At 32.1% G+C, this 16671-nt stretch carries 11 protein-coding genes; 8 read left to right on the forward strand and 3 right to left on the reverse strand.

Annotated elements, in window-relative coordinates; all coding sequences use genetic code 11:
* Window positions 1-59 precede the first annotated feature (59 nt).
* The 7 genes from IGL31_RS09765 (at window position 60) to IGL31_RS09795 (ending at window position 12062) form a co-directional block, all read left to right on the forward strand.
* The gene (locus IGL31_RS09765) at window positions 60-1964 is read left to right on the forward strand and encodes a P-loop NTPase fold protein (RefSeq protein WP_086300208.1); all 1905 of its coding nucleotides are present in this window, start codon (window positions 60-62) and stop codon (window positions 1962-1964) included.
* Window positions 1965-2213: 249 nt separating this feature from the next.
* The gene (locus tag IGL31_RS09770) at window positions 2214-4925 is read left to right on the forward strand and encodes a Spaf_1101 family AAA-like ATPase (RefSeq protein WP_086300209.1); all 2712 of its coding nucleotides are present in this window, start codon (window positions 2214-2216) and stop codon (window positions 4923-4925) included.
* 64 nt (window positions 4926-4989) lie between these two features.
* On the forward strand, window positions 4990-5382 hold the full coding sequence (locus IGL31_RS09775) for a conjugal transfer protein (RefSeq protein ID WP_086300210.1): 393 nt from the start codon (window positions 4990-4992) through the stop codon (window positions 5380-5382).
* Window positions 5366-7813: an ATP-binding protein gene (locus tag IGL31_RS09780; protein ID WP_086300211.1), complete on the forward strand. Its 2448-nt coding sequence runs from the start codon at window positions 5366-5368 to the stop codon at window positions 7811-7813. Before IGL31_RS09775 ends, IGL31_RS09780 begins: the two co-directional genes overlap by 17 nt.
* A 32-nt stretch (window positions 7814-7845) precedes the next feature.
* The gene (locus IGL31_RS09785) at window positions 7846-10095 is read left to right on the forward strand and encodes a CD3337/EF1877 family mobilome membrane protein (protein ID WP_430619625.1); all 2250 of its coding nucleotides are present in this window, start codon (window positions 7846-7848) and stop codon (window positions 10093-10095) included.
* 10 nt (window positions 10096-10105) lie between these two features.
* Window positions 10106-11134, forward strand: coding sequence for a bifunctional lytic transglycosylase/C40 family peptidase (locus IGL31_RS09790; RefSeq protein WP_086300212.1), 1029 nt, complete (start codon window positions 10106-10108; stop codon window positions 11132-11134).
* Window positions 11135-11150: 16 nt separating this feature from the next.
* Window positions 11151-12062 carry a conjugal transfer protein gene (locus IGL31_RS09795; RefSeq protein ID WP_086300213.1) on the forward strand — a complete coding sequence of 304 codons (912 nt, stop codon included), beginning with the start codon at window positions 11151-11153 and terminating at the stop codon, window positions 12060-12062.
* A gap of 150 nt (window positions 12063-12212) precedes the next feature.
* Here IGL31_RS09795 and IGL31_RS09800 read toward each other — a convergent pair whose 3' ends face one another.
* The 3 genes from IGL31_RS09800 to IGL31_RS09810 form a co-directional block, all read right to left on the reverse strand.
* Window positions 12213-13094 (reverse strand): hypothetical protein, encoded by an 882-nt coding sequence (locus IGL31_RS09800; protein WP_086300214.1) that lies wholly within the window; start codon window positions 13092-13094, stop codon window positions 12213-12215.
* Window positions 13095-13420: 326 nt separating this feature from the next.
* Window positions 13421-14236, reverse strand: a complete 816-nt coding sequence (locus IGL31_RS09805; protein ID WP_086300215.1) for a polysaccharide deacetylase family protein — start codon at window positions 14234-14236, stop codon at window positions 13421-13423.
* Window positions 14208-14972, reverse strand: coding sequence for a GntR family transcriptional regulator (locus IGL31_RS09810; protein WP_086300216.1), 765 nt, complete (start codon window positions 14970-14972; stop codon window positions 14208-14210). Before IGL31_RS09810 ends, IGL31_RS09805 begins: the two co-directional genes overlap by 29 nt.
* 254 nt (window positions 14973-15226) lie before the next feature.
* Here IGL31_RS09810 and IGL31_RS09815 point away from each other — a divergent pair, with 254 nt between their 5' ends.
* Window positions 15227-16630, forward strand: coding sequence for a PTS transporter subunit EIIC (locus IGL31_RS09815; RefSeq protein ID WP_086300217.1), 1404 nt, complete (start codon window positions 15227-15229; stop codon window positions 16628-16630).
* The last annotated feature ends 41 nt before the right edge of the window (window positions 16631-16671 follow it).

The following is a 16671-nucleotide window of genomic DNA, read 5'->3' on the forward strand; positions in this document are numbered from 1 at the left end:
GAGCAGTAAAATTTATAGGATAATGATAATAAAAATCCTAATTATAAGGAGGTATACAAGTGATTAAATTAAAATATATTGATACTTCAACTGCTGAAAAAAATATTATTCAACTTTTAAAAAAGAATGAGACCTATTTTCTAAATGGTGCATGGGGATCTGGTAAAACCGTATTTTTAAATAATATTTCCAAGAAACTTCCTCCAATTAAGTTAGTTGAGTTAAATTTATGGAAAATAAAAGACGAGCGAAGTGTTATTGAAATTGCTTTTTCAAAACTTTATCGTTGCTTATACTGGACGATAAAGTTTGTAGTGGTTCTAGCAGCTGTAATTTCTATTTTGATGACCCCACTAATAAATCTAGGTTTAAGTCAACTTTTTCCAAAATTTATTGTAGTTGCTGGTACCATTTCATTAATTGTCACTGTTTGGCAGTTTCTAAAGTATAAGTCAGATGATTTTTACCGTTTTATATTTAGAAACTGTTCTATAAAAAATAAAGTTTTAGTCGTAGATGATTTTGACAGAATTTCTTCACAAAAACAGGAAGAACTATATAGTCTGTTTAATATTTTAAAGGGTCGTCTACCTATAGTATTTGTAGGAGACTTTACTAAAATTAATCATTCGGAAGGAGATTACTTGAGGAAAATTATAGATAAACGATTGGAACTACCTATAGTTTTGCATCCTAAAAATATTTGGAATAACTATTTTAATGAGTTATCCCAGCAATTAGAGACCTCTCTTTCAACAGAGTTTCAAGATATTTTTATAGCAGAGAAACGAAATCTAAGAGATCAAAAACAATTTAATGAATTAGTAAATCAGGAATTTTTTCAGCACAAAAAACTACATCATGTTCAGGTCGAACAACAACTTAGTTTAATATATCTATATCTGTTTTATCCAGAAAAATATCAGTTTCTTCGTGATGATGGAACGCTTGAACATTCAAACGAATATCAAGACTATCTGCAAGAAAAAGAGAAACAAACACTTTTTGTGGGTTCTGAACCTAAAAAAACAATTGAAGATACATTTAAACTATTATTGTCTTCTAATAATAAATACCCAGCATCATTTACCCAAAGTCGTGAGACCTACTTGTTGTATGAAACTGTTTCAAATTTAAGTACGAAAAAAGCAAAACACATTTTACAAGATAATGATCAATTAGAGACAATGTTATTAGGTGAAGGTGATTATTTTAACGATTTTTATCAATTCGTTACATTTAGTTATTCTGGTTTTAATGAAGAGAAGGAACAATTAGTTAATTTATCTTTACAACTAATAAAAGAGAACCATACTAGTAAGTTAATTGAATATATAATTACTCAAAAGACTCATGAAATTATGCCACCTAAAGTTTTTTTGGGTGGTAGCAATGGTGTAATGAGTTGGGAAATCCCAGACGAGTGGGGAGGTAAGAACGAGGATACAATTGAAGAAATACTATTTAGTGAATGGGAAAAAATACTCATTGATTATCAATTTGATTTATCTCAGAAGCTTTACTTTTTTGAAAAGTATCTTCGTATCAGTTTTAATAAGTTAGGATTAAAATATCCAGATCTTGATTTAGACTCAAATGATTATCACTATGGGAAAAGAAAAGATTTTTACTTACTTACCTATTTATCAATTAAAGATCTTTGGTTTAACTTGGATGATTGGGATGAAAATATTTGGAGTAATATGAAAAGATTATCAAATACAGAATATCTTTCCGTACTGACAGCTAGTAACATTCTTGAATCTGGGAAATCTTTTTTTAATTTTGATGAGATACCAAAAAACAAAACTTATATTGTGTATACCAAAGTACAACACCCTGATAATCCGCGAAAACTCTTTGATTTTGCAGATACAATTAAAAACCATATTGAACCACGCTTAACTGCATTAACCAAAGAAGGTTTTCAGTTTGATTATAGAGTAAAGAAATATGGTAATTAATATTTTAAGAGTATTCCCTTTAAAATGGAGTGCTCTTTTTATTTTAAGAAAGAGCGTGATGAAATGAAAAAACTATATTAATTATCAATCACTTGGTAGAAATATGGAATTGAAAGGAACTCTTTTAGTCACTAGTAATGGTGTATTTTAATATTTAAATTGAGTTGCCTCTCCTCTAGTTTTTGAATACTTTGAAAATAAAATTCTGATATACTTTAAATACGTATATAAAAATTGGAGGAGATTTTTTTGGACTCACACACAAAGAATATACCTGATTCTCGTAGAATTATTCCTTTATTGTATAAAGAACTAGAAAAAAATAAATATAGTGGTGGTAGTTTCAAAAAAACAATCTTCCACATTCATACACCAGCATCACATGATTTTACTTTAATTAATGAGGAAACTAGAGAAAAACTCCACATAAAGTTGGATAAACCTTTTACAAGTTGGAAGCAACTGAAAGAAGAGGATTTACTTTTAATTGTAAACGAAGTAAAGATTTCTCCTTTTATTGATCATTCTATTGAAGATTTTACTCCCTATCTCAGGGGAAAGTTTGAGAATGAAAAAGAATTGCTAGCATATCTAATCCTAGCACATTCTTTATTAATAGAAGATATAGAATTATGTTTGATAACTGATCATAATTCTATAGAGGGATTTGATAAATTAGAACAGGCATTGAATATTTTGTTAAAAGAAAAGAAATACTCCACAAAAACTAGATTAGAAAAAGGAATTGAAATTTCTTGTTCTGATAAGAATCATATTGTAGGTATTCTAGATCGAAGAAACCAATATCAACAAAATAAATTGATAGAATGGCTTAAAGAAAATGTATTATCAGGTAAAGAAGGAACTATCCGAACCTCTTACGATGTTTTTGAAATGCTTAAAGAAATAGGTGCTATAGGTTATATTGCTCATATTAATAGTTCTGATATTTTCAGCAAAGACTTTCTAAGTGGCACATATAAAAACCAATTATTTAATTCTAATTTATTTAATATTATAGGTATTAACTCTCCACACCATATTCCAATTATAAAGCAAAACATTTTAGCATATACTAAAAAGAAATTTCATTTTATTATTGATAATGATGCACATTTTATTGAAAAATTAAAAACAAGTTATTTCTATATAAAAGGTGATAAATTAAATTTTGAAACAATAAAGTCTGCGTTGAAAGATTATGATCTATCTGTTTCTTTTGAAAAACAAAAACAGCCAAAAGAATATATTAAAGCAATCTATATCGATGGGAAAGAATTTTTGAAAGGAAAAGATAAACACCTCATCATTACTTTTTCAAGCAATATGAATGCTTTTATTGGTGGTCGTGGAAGTGGAAAAAGTACTATTCTAAATACATTAGGTTTTATTACTTCTCAATATATTGAGAATATCGCTGATTTAGAAAAAATTCTTAAGCAAGGAACTAGTTGTGTAGCATATCAATATCATAACGAAACTTATTATATTATGTTACATTCATCTTATGCTAAAAATAATCAAATTTTCACACAAAATTATTTTAGTGTAACTTCTAACTATCAAAATAATACCCAAGATGATGCTGAAAAAACAAGACGTGCCGCCTTACATGATCGTTTTCAAATCTTCACTTATGATGGAAAGAATATTTGTGAAGTAACCAAAAGAAAGCACTTTATGGATAAGATATTTACACCTAAGTTCTCTACGAACGAGTTAGTAAATGTAGCCGCTGATGAAGAGGAATTAACTAAATTTATTAATAGAACTTTGTTTCAAAATAAAGATATTAGAAACAAAAAAATGTTTAACAATATTGGCCCTGGAATAAATGGCTTAATAAATAAATATGGCAAAAAATCAGAAATACTAAATACACGTAAAAAACAAGTAAATGAACTTTTAAATGACTATAACGAACTTCAAAAAAGAAAATTAAGAATTAATTTTACTCAAAAAAATGTTGATGATAGCTATTTTAATTGGTATACAGTTTTTAACGTATCCAGAAATGCTTGGGATGATTACTATAAAGGATATGCAATTACTTATGAAAATTTAGTATCATATCTACAAGCATTATCTAAACAATTAGGAAATTCTATTGAAACTATACTTATTTTCAATAAAAAAGATTTCCAAGTAATATTCGATACTTTAGATGTTAAAATATTTTTTAATAAAGTAAGTACTGAAACTACCGATAGAGAACTAAAATTTATTAAAGAAGGTACAGATTTAATAGCCTTTTTTTATAAATTAAGGCAAGATCTTGTTTCACCTAAAAGTGAACGTTATGCAAAAGATTTTCTCAAAAATTATTTTAGAAATAGTGATACTTTTACTTTAGAATTCAATATCAATAATCGAGAATCCATGAAGACTGAAGCAATAAACTTTCAAAATATTATTAACCTTTCAATGGGACAAAAAGTGGTCGCAATGCTTTCTTTTTTACTCACTTATAACGAATATCTTGGTGACTTTAAACCATTCATTATTGATCAACCTGAAGATAACTTAGATAATCAATATATTTATAAAAATTTAGTTGCAGATTTTAAAAATTTAAAATCTCGTAGACAAATTATTGTAGCAACACATAACTCCACAATTGTAATGAATAGTGGATGTGAGCAAGTTATTGTCATGAATTCAGATAATAATAATGGTTGGTGTGAAACCAAAGGATATATTTCAAATCCCCGAATTAGTGGTTATGTTGTAAACATATTAGAAGGCGGAACAGAATCTATTATTAATAAAATATTCTTATATCAAGAAAATTTGAAGAAAAAATTTAAGGATAGTCTTAGCATAGATACAATACACATACTTGAATTTAATAACATCATGCAAGAAATCGGTCAATCTATTGGAAGAATTTCCCAAGAGGAAAATCCCAATAAACTATTTAAGTTAGTAGCGTTTCTACAAGAATTAGAAAAAATCGAATGAATATAGTCTGCCAAATATTGGTAGACTTTTTTTATTAATAATAATGCAAAGGAGGAAACCATAATTGAAAAAAATAAAAAGCTATACTAGTATTTGGTCCGTTGAAAAAGTTATCTATGCGATCAATGACTTTAAACTCCCCTTCCCTATTACCTTTAGTCAAATGGCTTGGCTTGTTTGTAGTTTGTTTACGGTAATGTTATTAGGAGATGCTCCCCCTCTATCGTTTATTGAAGGAGCTTTATTAAAGTATGTCGGCATTCCTGTTGGCTTGACTTGGTTTATGAGTCAAAAAACCTTTGATGGAAAGAAACCTTATCGTTTTATTCAAACAATGATTACTTATTTCTTTCGTTCCAAAGTGACCTACGCTGGAAAAACAGTCACATTTAAAAAAGTAAAAATGAATGAAACTGCCACAATTGTAAGGAGTGAATACATTGAATTATCCGATTAAATATATTGAAAATAATTTAGTCTTTAATCACGAAGGCGAATGTTTTGCCTATTATGAATTGTTGCCCTATAACTATTCCTTTTTGACCCCTGAACAGAAACTACAAGTGCATACGAAGTTTCGTCAACTAATCGCGCAAAACCGCGAAGGGAAAATCCATGCCTTGCAAATTAGTACCGAACGATCCATTCGTTCCATTCAAGAAAAAAGTAAAGAAATGGTCACTGGTCGGTTGAAAGACATTGCTTTTCAGCGGATTGATGAACAAACCGAAGCGTTAGTAAACATGATTGGTGACAATCAAGTGGACTATCGCTTTTTTATTGGATTTAAATTATTGGTCAATGAACAAGAAGTGACCTTAAAAAATTTACGAACGACTGCTAAGAACACGCTCACTACCTTTTTTCGAGAAGTGAATCAAAAATTGATGGGTGATTTTGTGGTTATGCCAAAAGATGAAGTTCGTCGCTACACAAAAATGGCTGACCTCTTACAAGCTAAAATCGAACGTCGTTTCCATATCAGACCGTTGAATAAAAATGATTTTGGCTATTTAATTGAACATCTGTATGGCAAAGAAACAAGTTCTTTTGAAGAATACGAATTCCCTCTGCCTCTCAAAAAATTGAAACATCAAACACTCGTAAAACGATATGACTTATTGAAACCGACTCGTTCACTCATTGAAGAAAATCAACGCTATTTAAAAATTCAAAATGATGAGACAACTGCTTATGTTGCTTACTTTACGATCGATTCAATTGTTGGCGAATTGGATTTTCCTTCTAATGAGATTTTTTATTACCAGCAACAACAATTCGATTTTCCGATTGACACCAACATGAACATTGAAATTGTCGCCAATAAAAAAGCCTTGTCCACCGTTCGAAATAAGAAAAAAGAACTCAAAGACTTGGACGACCACGCATGGAATAGTGACAACGAAACAGGAAACAATGTGTTGGAAGCCTTAGAAGATGTCAATGAGTTAGAAGCTGAACTCGATCAGACCAAAGAAGCCATGTACAAATTGAGTTATGTCATTCGAGTAGCCGCTTCTTCCTATGAAGAATTAAAACGTCGCTGTAATGAGATTAAAGATTTTTATGATGATTGGAGCATTAAATTAATCCGTCCCTTTGGTGATATGTTGGGGTTACACTATGAATTTCTTCCTTCTAGCAAACGATACATCAATGATTATGTGCAGTATGTGACTTCTGATTTTCTAGCGGGCTTAGGATTTGGTGCCTCTCAAATGTTAGGAGAAACAAATGGGATTTATATTGGCTACAATTTAGAAACAGGTAAGAATGTGTATCTCAAACCGAGTCTAGCAAGTCAAGGCGTCAAAGGTTCGGTCACCAATGCTCTTGCTTCGGCATTTCTTGGTTCTTTAGGTGGTGGAAAATCCTTCTCTAATAACTTGCTGGTTTATTACTCGGTTTTATTTGGCGCACAAGCGTTGATTGTCGATCCAAAAGCGGAACGTGGTTATTGGAAAGAAACATTGCCAGAAATTGCCGATGAAATTAATATTGTGAATCTAACAAGTGACGAAAAAAATCAAGGATTACTTGACCCCTATGTTCTCATGAAGCGTAAGAAAGACGCGGAGAGCTTAGCGATTGATATTTTGACTTTCTTAACAGGCATATCTAGTCGAGACGGCGAACGTTTCCCACTTTTACGAAAAGCGATTCGGTCAGTGACACAAAAAGAAGTACGTGGCTTGTGGTTAGTGATTGATGAATTACGAGAAGATAAAAATCCACTGTCTCATTCGATTGCGGATCACATTGAAAGCTTTACGGATTATGATTTTGCCCATTTACTATTCAGTGATGGATCAACGGAAAACTCGATTAGTTTAGAGAAACAATTGAACATTATTCAAGTAGCGGATTTAGTCTTACCTGATGCTCAATCAAATTTTTCAGATTATACCACCCTTGAATTATTGAGTGTGGCTATGCTGATTGTCATTTCTACTTTTGCTTTGGATTTCATCCATTCTGATCGAACCAAATTTAAAATTGTTGATTTAGATGAAGCTTGGTCTTTTCTACAAGTGGCACAAGGAAAAACCTTATCCAATCGCTTGGTTCGTGCAGGTCGCTCGATGAATGCGGGTGTTTATTTTGTGACGCAGAATGCCGATGATTTAATCGATGAGAAATTGAAAAACAATATTGGATTAAAATTCGCCTTTCGTTCGACAGATAGTCAAGAAATCAAAAAGACCTTAGCCTTTTTTGGTGTTGATCCAGACGATGAGGACAATCAAAAACGGTTGAGAGAACTAGAAAATGGCCAATGTTTGATTCAAGATTTGTATGGGCGTGTTGGCACCATTCAAGTTCATCCTGTTTTTGAAGATTTATTCCATGCTTTTGATACTCGTCCCCCAGTTCATCAAGAAGAATGAGGTGCATCCGATTGAAACCAAAATTAAAAAAGATGTTGTTAGTCATTTTTCTAATTGGAGGAATGGCTTTTTTATTTTTCCTGCTCTCTGGCACAATCGCTCAAGCAGTCGGTCTGGTGGATGATACAGTAGACGCACAAAATCTTTATTCTCACTATCCATTGGCAAATTATCAATTGGATTTTTATGTCGATACCGATTGGGATTGGTTGCCTTGGAACTGGAAAGATGAGATTGGTAATCAAGTGCAATATGGATTATATGCCATGTCAAATTTTATTTGGACCATTAGTTTGTATTTAGCGAATGCGACAGGTTATTTGGTCCAACAAGCCTATACCCTGGATTTCATTTCAGATACAGCCAATCAAGTGGGAGAAAACATGCAGATACTAGCAGGGGTCTCGCATAATGGGTTCGCTCCTTCGGGATTTTATGTCGGATTTTTATTGCTTTTTATTCTCATTGTAGGCACATATGTTACCTATGTTGGCTTAATCAAACGTGAAACGTCAAAAGCCATTCAGGCAATCACAAATTTTGTGGTTGTCTTTTTATTATCAGCAGGATTCATTGCTTACGCTCCTTCCTATATCCAACGAATCAATGAGTTTTCAGCGGATATTTCGCAAGCCAGTTTAGACTTGGGCTCAAAGATTATCTTGCCACATGCAGATAGTGAAGGAAAAGAAAGTGTTGATTTGATTCGAGATACTCTCTTTTCGGTCCAAGTAGAACAACCTTGGTTGTTACTACAATTTGATAACTCCAACAAAGAAGAAATTGGAGAAAGTCGGGTGAATGCGTTACTGGAAGTTAATCCTGATACGAATAATGGAAAAGATCGTGAAGACGCCGTAAAAGCAGAAATTGAAGACAACGATAATCAGAATCTAACGTTGACGAAAACGGTCAATCGTCTAGGCGTTGTTGTCTTTTTAGTGTTGTTTAACATTGGAATTTCTATCTTTGTCTTCTTGTTAACAGGCATCATGATTTTCTCTCAAATCCTGTTTATTTTATATGCTATGTTTCTGCCAATTAGCTTCTTATTATCCATGTTACCCACGTTCACCAGTATGGGAAAATCCGCTTTAATGAAACTCTTCAATACAATTATGTTGCGTGCTGGAATCACGTTGATTATTACGGTAGCCTTTAGTTTATCTACTATGTTTTATACCTTAACGGTAGGTTATCCGTTTTTCTTAATTGCTTTTCTACAAATTGTGACCTTTGCGGGCATCTACTTAAAACTAGGTGATATTCTCAATTTCTTCAACCTGCAATCTAGTGATTCCCAACAAGTCAGTCGTAGTGTATTCCGTCGGCCAAAACAATACATGGGTCGTGGTACTAGAAGATTGCGGCGAACGATTAGCCGAACAATGATTGGTGGAACTGTCGGGTATTTAGCTGATAAAACCAAAAGAAGAAAAAATACATCAACTGTTCCTTCTACTACAACTAACAAGCCTTCTATCGGTAGCTCTTCGGTAACTTCTGATAGACAGAAAAAGCAAGGCGTTCAACAGCGACCGTTCACTCGAAGTTATCAGACCGGACAACGAATTGGGAAAGTATTGGATAGTAAAAATCGAGCAACGAACTATGTCTCTCAAAAGAAACAACAAGTCAAAGAGTTACCAAAAACTGTTACAGGAAACATCCATCAGACCGTTTCTGATTTTAAACAAGGGATGTCAGATGAACGAACAGAAACAGTAACAAATAAAAACAGACCCGTTGTGCAAACTCGAAAAACAAAACGAGAAACAACAAATCCTACGACTGTCAAAAACCATCAACAACCAACTATTGATTCGGTGCAAGCATCAAACAAGACAAAGAAACCAAGTATATCAGACAAACGAATAGATTCAGTAACAAGTAAAAACAGACCGGTTACTCAACCTCGAAAAACAAAACAAGAAATGAAACGAGGAACATCAAATTCTGTGAAAAATCAAAAAGAAATGAAACCTATTCGTTCTACTGTCACTCGTCCACCTGTGCAACACAGACCATCAGATAAGGTTCAAACAGTGGCGCAAGAAGTACCACAAGAACAGACAGCTTCCAAAGTACAAGAACGAATCACAAAACAAATGAACAGATCAATAAAACAACGACCTTCTATCAAGCAACAAGGCTCGATTTCTCATAAGCAACCGACAAAGAACATGACGAATCAGAAACAAACTACTTCAACTGTCCGTTATTCTCAAAATAAACGTCAAAAGAAAAATGTCCGTTTCACACGTCCAATGAAAAGAAAGTAGGTCAATCGCTATGAAATGGAAACTAAAAATAATGGTGGCTTTGACACTCTTTCTGTCCTTCTTTGGTTTATTATCTTTCGTGGCAATTTTTGTGGCAGATGAACCTCAAGCGAACTCTTCTCAATCAATGGCTATTCAAGGAAGTGGTTTATCTGTTTCACCAGAGGTTTTGAAGTATCGCTCCTTAGTAGAAAAATACGCAAAACAAGAGAATATTGAAGACTATATCAATATCCTCTTAGCGATTATTCAAGTGGAAAGTGGTGGCACGATGAAAGATGTCATGCAATCTTCTGAATCAAAAGGCTTACCACCGAATACGATTACTGATCCAGAAGAATCGATTGCACAAGGCGTTTCTTATTTTGCAGAGTTAGTGCGTTCAGCGGAATCTTTAGATGTCGATCAACAAAGTGTCATTCAATCCTATAATTACGGTGGCGGCTTTTTGAATTATGTCGCAAAGAATGGGAAGAAGTATTCTTTTGAATTGGCGGAAAACTTCTCTAGCGAACAAGCAAACGGTCAACGAGTTACCTATAGAAACGATATTTCCATTCCTAAAAACGGTGGCTGGCGTTACAACTATGGCAACATGTTTTACGTGCTATTAGTCAATCAATATTTAGAATCATCTTCTCACAGTTCGCAAAAATTTGATGATAAAACGGTCCAAACAATTATGGATGAAGCGTTGAAATATCAAGGCTATCCGTATGTCTTTGGCGGGTCCAATCCGAATACCTCTTTTGATTGTAGTGGAATTACGCAATGGACTTTTCAAAAAGCCGGTATTACATTACCACGTACCGCACAGTCCCAATATGATGTAATGACTCATCTACCATTAACAAAAGCAGAACCTGGTGATTTGATTTTCTTTCATTCTACGTACGATACTGCCGATTATGTCACTCATGTCGGCATTTATGTTGGTGATATGCGCATGTATCATGCCGGCGATCCGATTGGTTATACAGATTTAAATGATAATTATTGGCAACAGCATTTAATTGGTGCTGGACGAATCAAAAAATAAGAAATGAGGACTATTCATGAAAATTCATATTGAACGAAAACCAAAAAAAGATAAAACAACCAAACAAAAGAAAGTCAAAACGATCCACTTGAGCACTCACAAAAAGAGTGTCCTCTTCTTGTGGCTGTTATTGATTGGTAGCTTTTGTTTTGGCCTTTATAAAAACTTTACTGCTATTGATGCGCACACCATTCATGAGACAAAATTTATTGAACCAGTGCTTATTGATACCCATGCGATTGAGAGTTTTACTCTTAATTTCATTCAAGAATATTATTCTTGGGAAAATAATAAAGAAGCCATTGAACAACGACCTGAGCGAATCAATCGTTATCTGACTTCTGAATTACAAGAATTGAATGTAGATACAATTCGGACCGATATTCCCACGAGTTCTTCTGTCAGTGATTGCAAAATTTGGCGTATACAAACTATTGATGAACAGAACTTTGAAGTAATTTACTCGGTTACCCAACGGATTACAGAAGGCGCAGAAAATAAATACAGTACATCATCTTATCGTATAACCGTTCATCAAGATGAAACAGACGATTTAGTCATTACTACCAATCCGACTATTTGGACCACTCCTCAAACATCTGATTTTCAACCAGAATTTTTTGAAAATGACAACAGTATTGAGGAAGGACTTCAACAAGAAATAATCGCCTTTTTGGAAACCTTCTTTAAGTTATATCCAACTGCAAGTAGTAGTGAATTAACTTATTATATGGTCGGAAATACCTTGCCAATGATTAACAAAGAGTTGATTTTTTCAGAATTGATTTATCCTTCCATTCAAATGAAGGATAAACAATATATTGTAAAAGTAGCGGTAAGATACTTGGATAGTGAAACCAAGAGTGAAATTGTCTCTCAATATCATCTAGTGTTAGAGAAAGCAGATAATTGGAAGATTGTTGCATAGTTACCTTAATCATTGAATAACAAAAAGGAAGCATCAAACTCATCTGATTGCTTCCTCTTTGTCTACTATGCTTAATCCTCCAATACACAAGTTGAAGTCTGACATTTTTTTGATTATATATTCTATGTATACAATCGTTCTATATATACTTTATCTGTCAAAGTAATGATAATTAGTAACAATAATACAATACATCTTAATTAATTTTATGATATCCTTATGCATTAACTCTATTTTCACATCAAAAAAACCACTATTTAAATAACTTCCGTTATCATTCTCAATATTCGATGATGATTTTCCATGTCGAGCCATAGCTCCAGATTGAGCCATATTATTTGCAAATTTCCCTAGATGTTTTTTGTGAATTTCACTTAAAAGAAAATTAAATTCTTTTGCAAATAATTTTGCTTGATTATGAGTGATATTATTTTCTTTTAAATTTAAATTTTTAGCAATTTCATAAATTTTATACGCATTTACCACTGAATACATCGTATTATTCATCATTTCACTCCATAAATAAGATAACATAAATACTTCATGATTTAGAGATGACAAAAGTAGATTATTAACAAATTCTCTGTATTTAATGACGCTATAAAAATCATTGGTAGTTGAGTAAATATCTACATATTTATCTAATTCAAATTGATCAAAATATGTATTCTTAAAAATATTAGATATAATATAATTTTCTTTTACTAGGATTGATCTTTCGCCTGTCTCATTAAATGTATACATCCCGTCTTCTTTATCAATCCTAATTAATCTATCATTTGGCTCCTGTCTTATACAATTGATAATATTAAAAATGGATAGCATATCACTTAAAAATTCAAAATACAAATTTTCGTCATTGTTCTTAATAATGCTTTCAGGAAATTTTGAAACACCAAATACAATTGGCTGTGGACCATTTTCCTCATTTCCAGAATCAAAAAAGCCAAATTGAAATTTTAGACTATTTCCATTTAATACATAAGTCCCCTGGTTAGGTGGATAAATTTTTAAAACTCTAGTAATATACATATTCTTCTCTCTTTCTTTTTCATTAAATATCCCCAAAAATCATACTAAATTTGAATTGGGTAAGAGTTGATCTATCCTTATATTCAAAAGAAGGAGCAACAATAAATTGTAAAAACAGTAGTACGATAATAGTTTGTCTTCAATGTTTGTAAAAAAATATGAAGTATTTTCCACATTAATAACTTCTAATTTTTCACGTAAACTACTGAAGAATTACTTTATCTATTGTGTTTTTGGAAGTCAATGTGTTGGCAAGAACACAATAGATAAAAATAGATAACCGTTTTATTTGTAAAAAGATTTTAAAGAGTTATTTTTCATTCAATTTAATTCAGAATCACCATTTCTCCCTTTTTCGCCAATAACTTTTTATTTGTTTCAATATCAATTAAATAGATATCTGTAGCAGTCGGATTGAAAATCTGATGACCATCGACTGAACTTTGTAATTGTTGAAATGCAGAGAAGTAATCAACTAGTTGGATATTTGTAGCACACCAAATATCTTGATTTTCATAAATTAATCGACAAAAATTTTCAATAATATCCCAATTATTATTTTGTTCAAATTCGTAACTATGTCCCCATATATAAAACAAGTTTATACTTGTACCTCTATCTCTGTTAATAAATTCCTTACCTTTTTCGATTAACTCATCATTATGGTGACAGGTACTTGCCCATTCATAATAATCTGCTGGAAAATCAAATCTAGCAGTTGTTCTTGTTGTTCTAGCATATTTGATTCCACAAGAAGATAAAATTTCTTTTACACGCTCATCAAAAACACCCATTGGATAAGCAAATCCTCTAACTGGATAACCAACCAACTGTTCTAAAATATATCGATTTTCAAAAATTTCTTGAACAATTTGCTCATTCATTAAGAATGGTAAGGTTGTATGATTCAATGTATGACAGGCAACTTCATGACCATGATACAAATTTTTCACTTCATTTTTGCCAATATATTTTCCATTTTCAGTATCAGTAATTTTACCTGCAGATAGATTAAATGTTCCTTTAATTCCATATTTATTAAAAATTTCTACTATTTTTCTATCAAAAATTTGTCCATCATCATAACTTAAAGTCAATACTTTATTCTTCCACTCAGGTAATAGGAGTTGAACTCGTTTCAATGTTAGTCCCTTCCTTTCTTCGTTGGCTAAATGTAACTAATGCATATTCATGAGGAATATACCTAATTCGAGTGTGCTCAAATAATTTTCCCATATCTGTATAAACAATATTTTCCATTTCACCTACACAGTTGTTTCCACCTAAATCTAGTAATGATAAATCTTTCTTAGTTGCTGTTTCCACTTTCATAATTGTTTTAGATGCTGCTATTCTAAAGTCCATATTATTGTCGATATACTCATAAATGGATCCTTGTGCAATTATCGGATTTAACTTTTGGACAATATTTTTTTTAAAGTAGCTACAATCATACATCATAGCTTTACCATTAATTTTACGAATACGTTCAATATAATATGCACGTTCTCCATATAAAAAAGAAATTTCATTTGCTAGTTTTTCACTTACTGTAATTTCTTCAAATTTATTTACAATAGTTTCGGTATGAACTTTATCTTCTGAACGTAACGCCTTCAAGCCTTGAAAGTTCCCCATTCTAAAAAACATCTGGTCAACTTTTGCATGTTCTAAAATAACTACACCTCTACCTTTAACACTATAGACAAATCCCTCATCATTTAACTGTTGAATAGCACGTCGAATTGTATTTCTACTACTAGCAAATCTTTCTACTAAAGACATCTCAGTTGGAAGAAGCATTGTATCGTTATAAATTCCTTCTAAAATTTCTTTTCTCAATTCGTTATATATCGATTCAAATTTTACTTTAACCATCGCTTCATCTCCTTAATATCCATTAGTATATCATTCTTTCAATTATAGTTTAAACATATTTATTAAATTTATAAGACCAAAAACCTAAAAATTGTTTAAACAAATACTTGACAATTTGTTTAAACAACTTTATATTCTTTGTAACCGGTTAATATATGATAGAAAGTAGTTGATAACTATTCATAAATAATTTTGTTCCCATATTCTGTAAACGTTTTATAGATATTTATCAATGCAACAGAGAGGAGAAAAGTATGAGTTATGAACAATTTGCCACAGAATTAATTAAAAATGTTGGTGGTGAGGAGAATATCAATAATGTTATTCACTGCATTACTCGCCTTAGATTCTATCTAAACAATCCAGCAATAGCGGATACTGAAAAAATAAAAAAAATGAATGGCGTGATGAGTGTTATTCAAGCACAAGGTCAGTATCAAGTGGTTGTTGGAAATAAAGTCACTGAAATGTATGAAGCAGTGACTACTCAACTCAATGTAAGAGATGATGAGGAGAAACCTTCTGAAAAAAAAATAGCGAATAAAACAGTTTTTGATACATTAAAATATGGAGTTAACGAAGTCATTGGTGTCATTACTGGAACTATGATTCCAATTATTGGGATACTTGCAGGTTCAGGTATTGCTAAAGGTTTATTAGCAGCACTTGTAAGTTTTAATCTAATGTCTAATACTTCCCAACTTTATATTTTAATAAATACTATTGCGGATGGCATCTTTTACTTCTTACCAGTCATATTAGGCTATACTGCCGCACAAAAGATGAAAGTGAATCCCATTGTTCTTACAGTAGTTGGTGGTATATTAATTCATCCGACAATTGTTGGGATTGCTTCTGGAGAGTCTGCATATATTGAATTATTAGGAATCAATTTCCCTGTTATGAATTATGTCTCTTCTGTCTTTCCGATTATTGTAGCTGCATGGGTCGCTCGTTATGTCGAAAGACTTTTGAAGAAAGTTATTCCAAGTGTCATCAGTTCAATCATTTCACCCATTTTAGAAATTCTCGTACTAAGTTTTTTGGTTATCTTAATTGTTGGACCAATTATTACACTAATCAGTGATGGACTAGCGTTCAGTGTATCAGCTATGTTTGCATTCAATATCGTTATTGGAGCAGCAGTTTATTGTGCCCTATTTCCTATACTTGTTGTATTCGGAATGCATTGGCCTTTAGTGGTATTTGCAGTTAACGATATTGCAACCAACGGAGCAAGTATTATTATTGCTTTTACTTCTGTTTTATTTATGGGTATTGCAGGAGCTTCTCTAGCAGTGGCTTTTAAAACGAAAAATACTCGACTCAAACAACTAGGCTTCGCTTCCACGATTTCTCAATTATGTGGAGTGAGTGAACCAGCCTTATATGGCATCTTACTAAAATATAAACGTGTATTCTATACAGCAACTATCGCAAATTTTGTTGGTGGTGCTTTTGCTGGCGTATTCAATTTAATTAGTTATGGATTTGCAGGTGGTGCTATTGGCTTCGCTTCATTTATTAATCCGACAGATGGTATTGATAGTAATTTCTACAATTATTTAATTACGCATCTTATTACATTTATTATAGGTTTTGTTCTAACTTGGATTTTCGGATACAATGACAAAATGCTTTTAGAAGATGAAAAGTAACTTTTATGCAATCCTATTTTTATCAATGATGTTTCCAATCT

Origin of the sequence: Enterococcus sp. MSG3290 (genome assembly GCF_050555565.1) — a bacterium.
Lineage (GTDB): Bacteria > Bacillota > Bacilli > Lactobacillales > Enterococcaceae > Enterococcus_B > Enterococcus_B faecium.

What these genes read in the sequence shown, in the direction of transcription:
- IGL31_RS09785 (WP_430619625.1), top strand. Translation starts at nt 7,846, where the DNA reads ATGTTGTTAGTCATTTTTCTAATTGGAGGAATGGCTTTTTTATTTTTC.
- IGL31_RS09790 (WP_086300212.1), top strand. Translation starts at nt 10,106, where the DNA reads ATGAAATGGAAACTAAAAATAATGGTGGCTTTGACACTCTTTCTGTCC.
- IGL31_RS09795 (WP_086300213.1), top strand. Translation starts at nt 11,151, where the DNA reads ATGAAAATTCATATTGAACGAAAACCAAAAAAAGATAAAACAACCAAA.
- IGL31_RS09800 (WP_086300214.1), bottom strand. Translation starts at nt 13,094, where the DNA reads ATGTATATTACTAGAGTTTTAAAAATTTATCCACCTAACCAGGGGACT.
- IGL31_RS09810 (WP_086300216.1), bottom strand. Translation starts at nt 14,972, where the DNA reads ATGGTTAAAGTAAAATTTGAATCGATATATAACGAATTGAGAAAAGAA.
- IGL31_RS09815 (WP_086300217.1), top strand. Translation starts at nt 15,227, where the DNA reads ATGAGTTATGAACAATTTGCCACAGAATTAATTAAAAATGTTGGTGGT.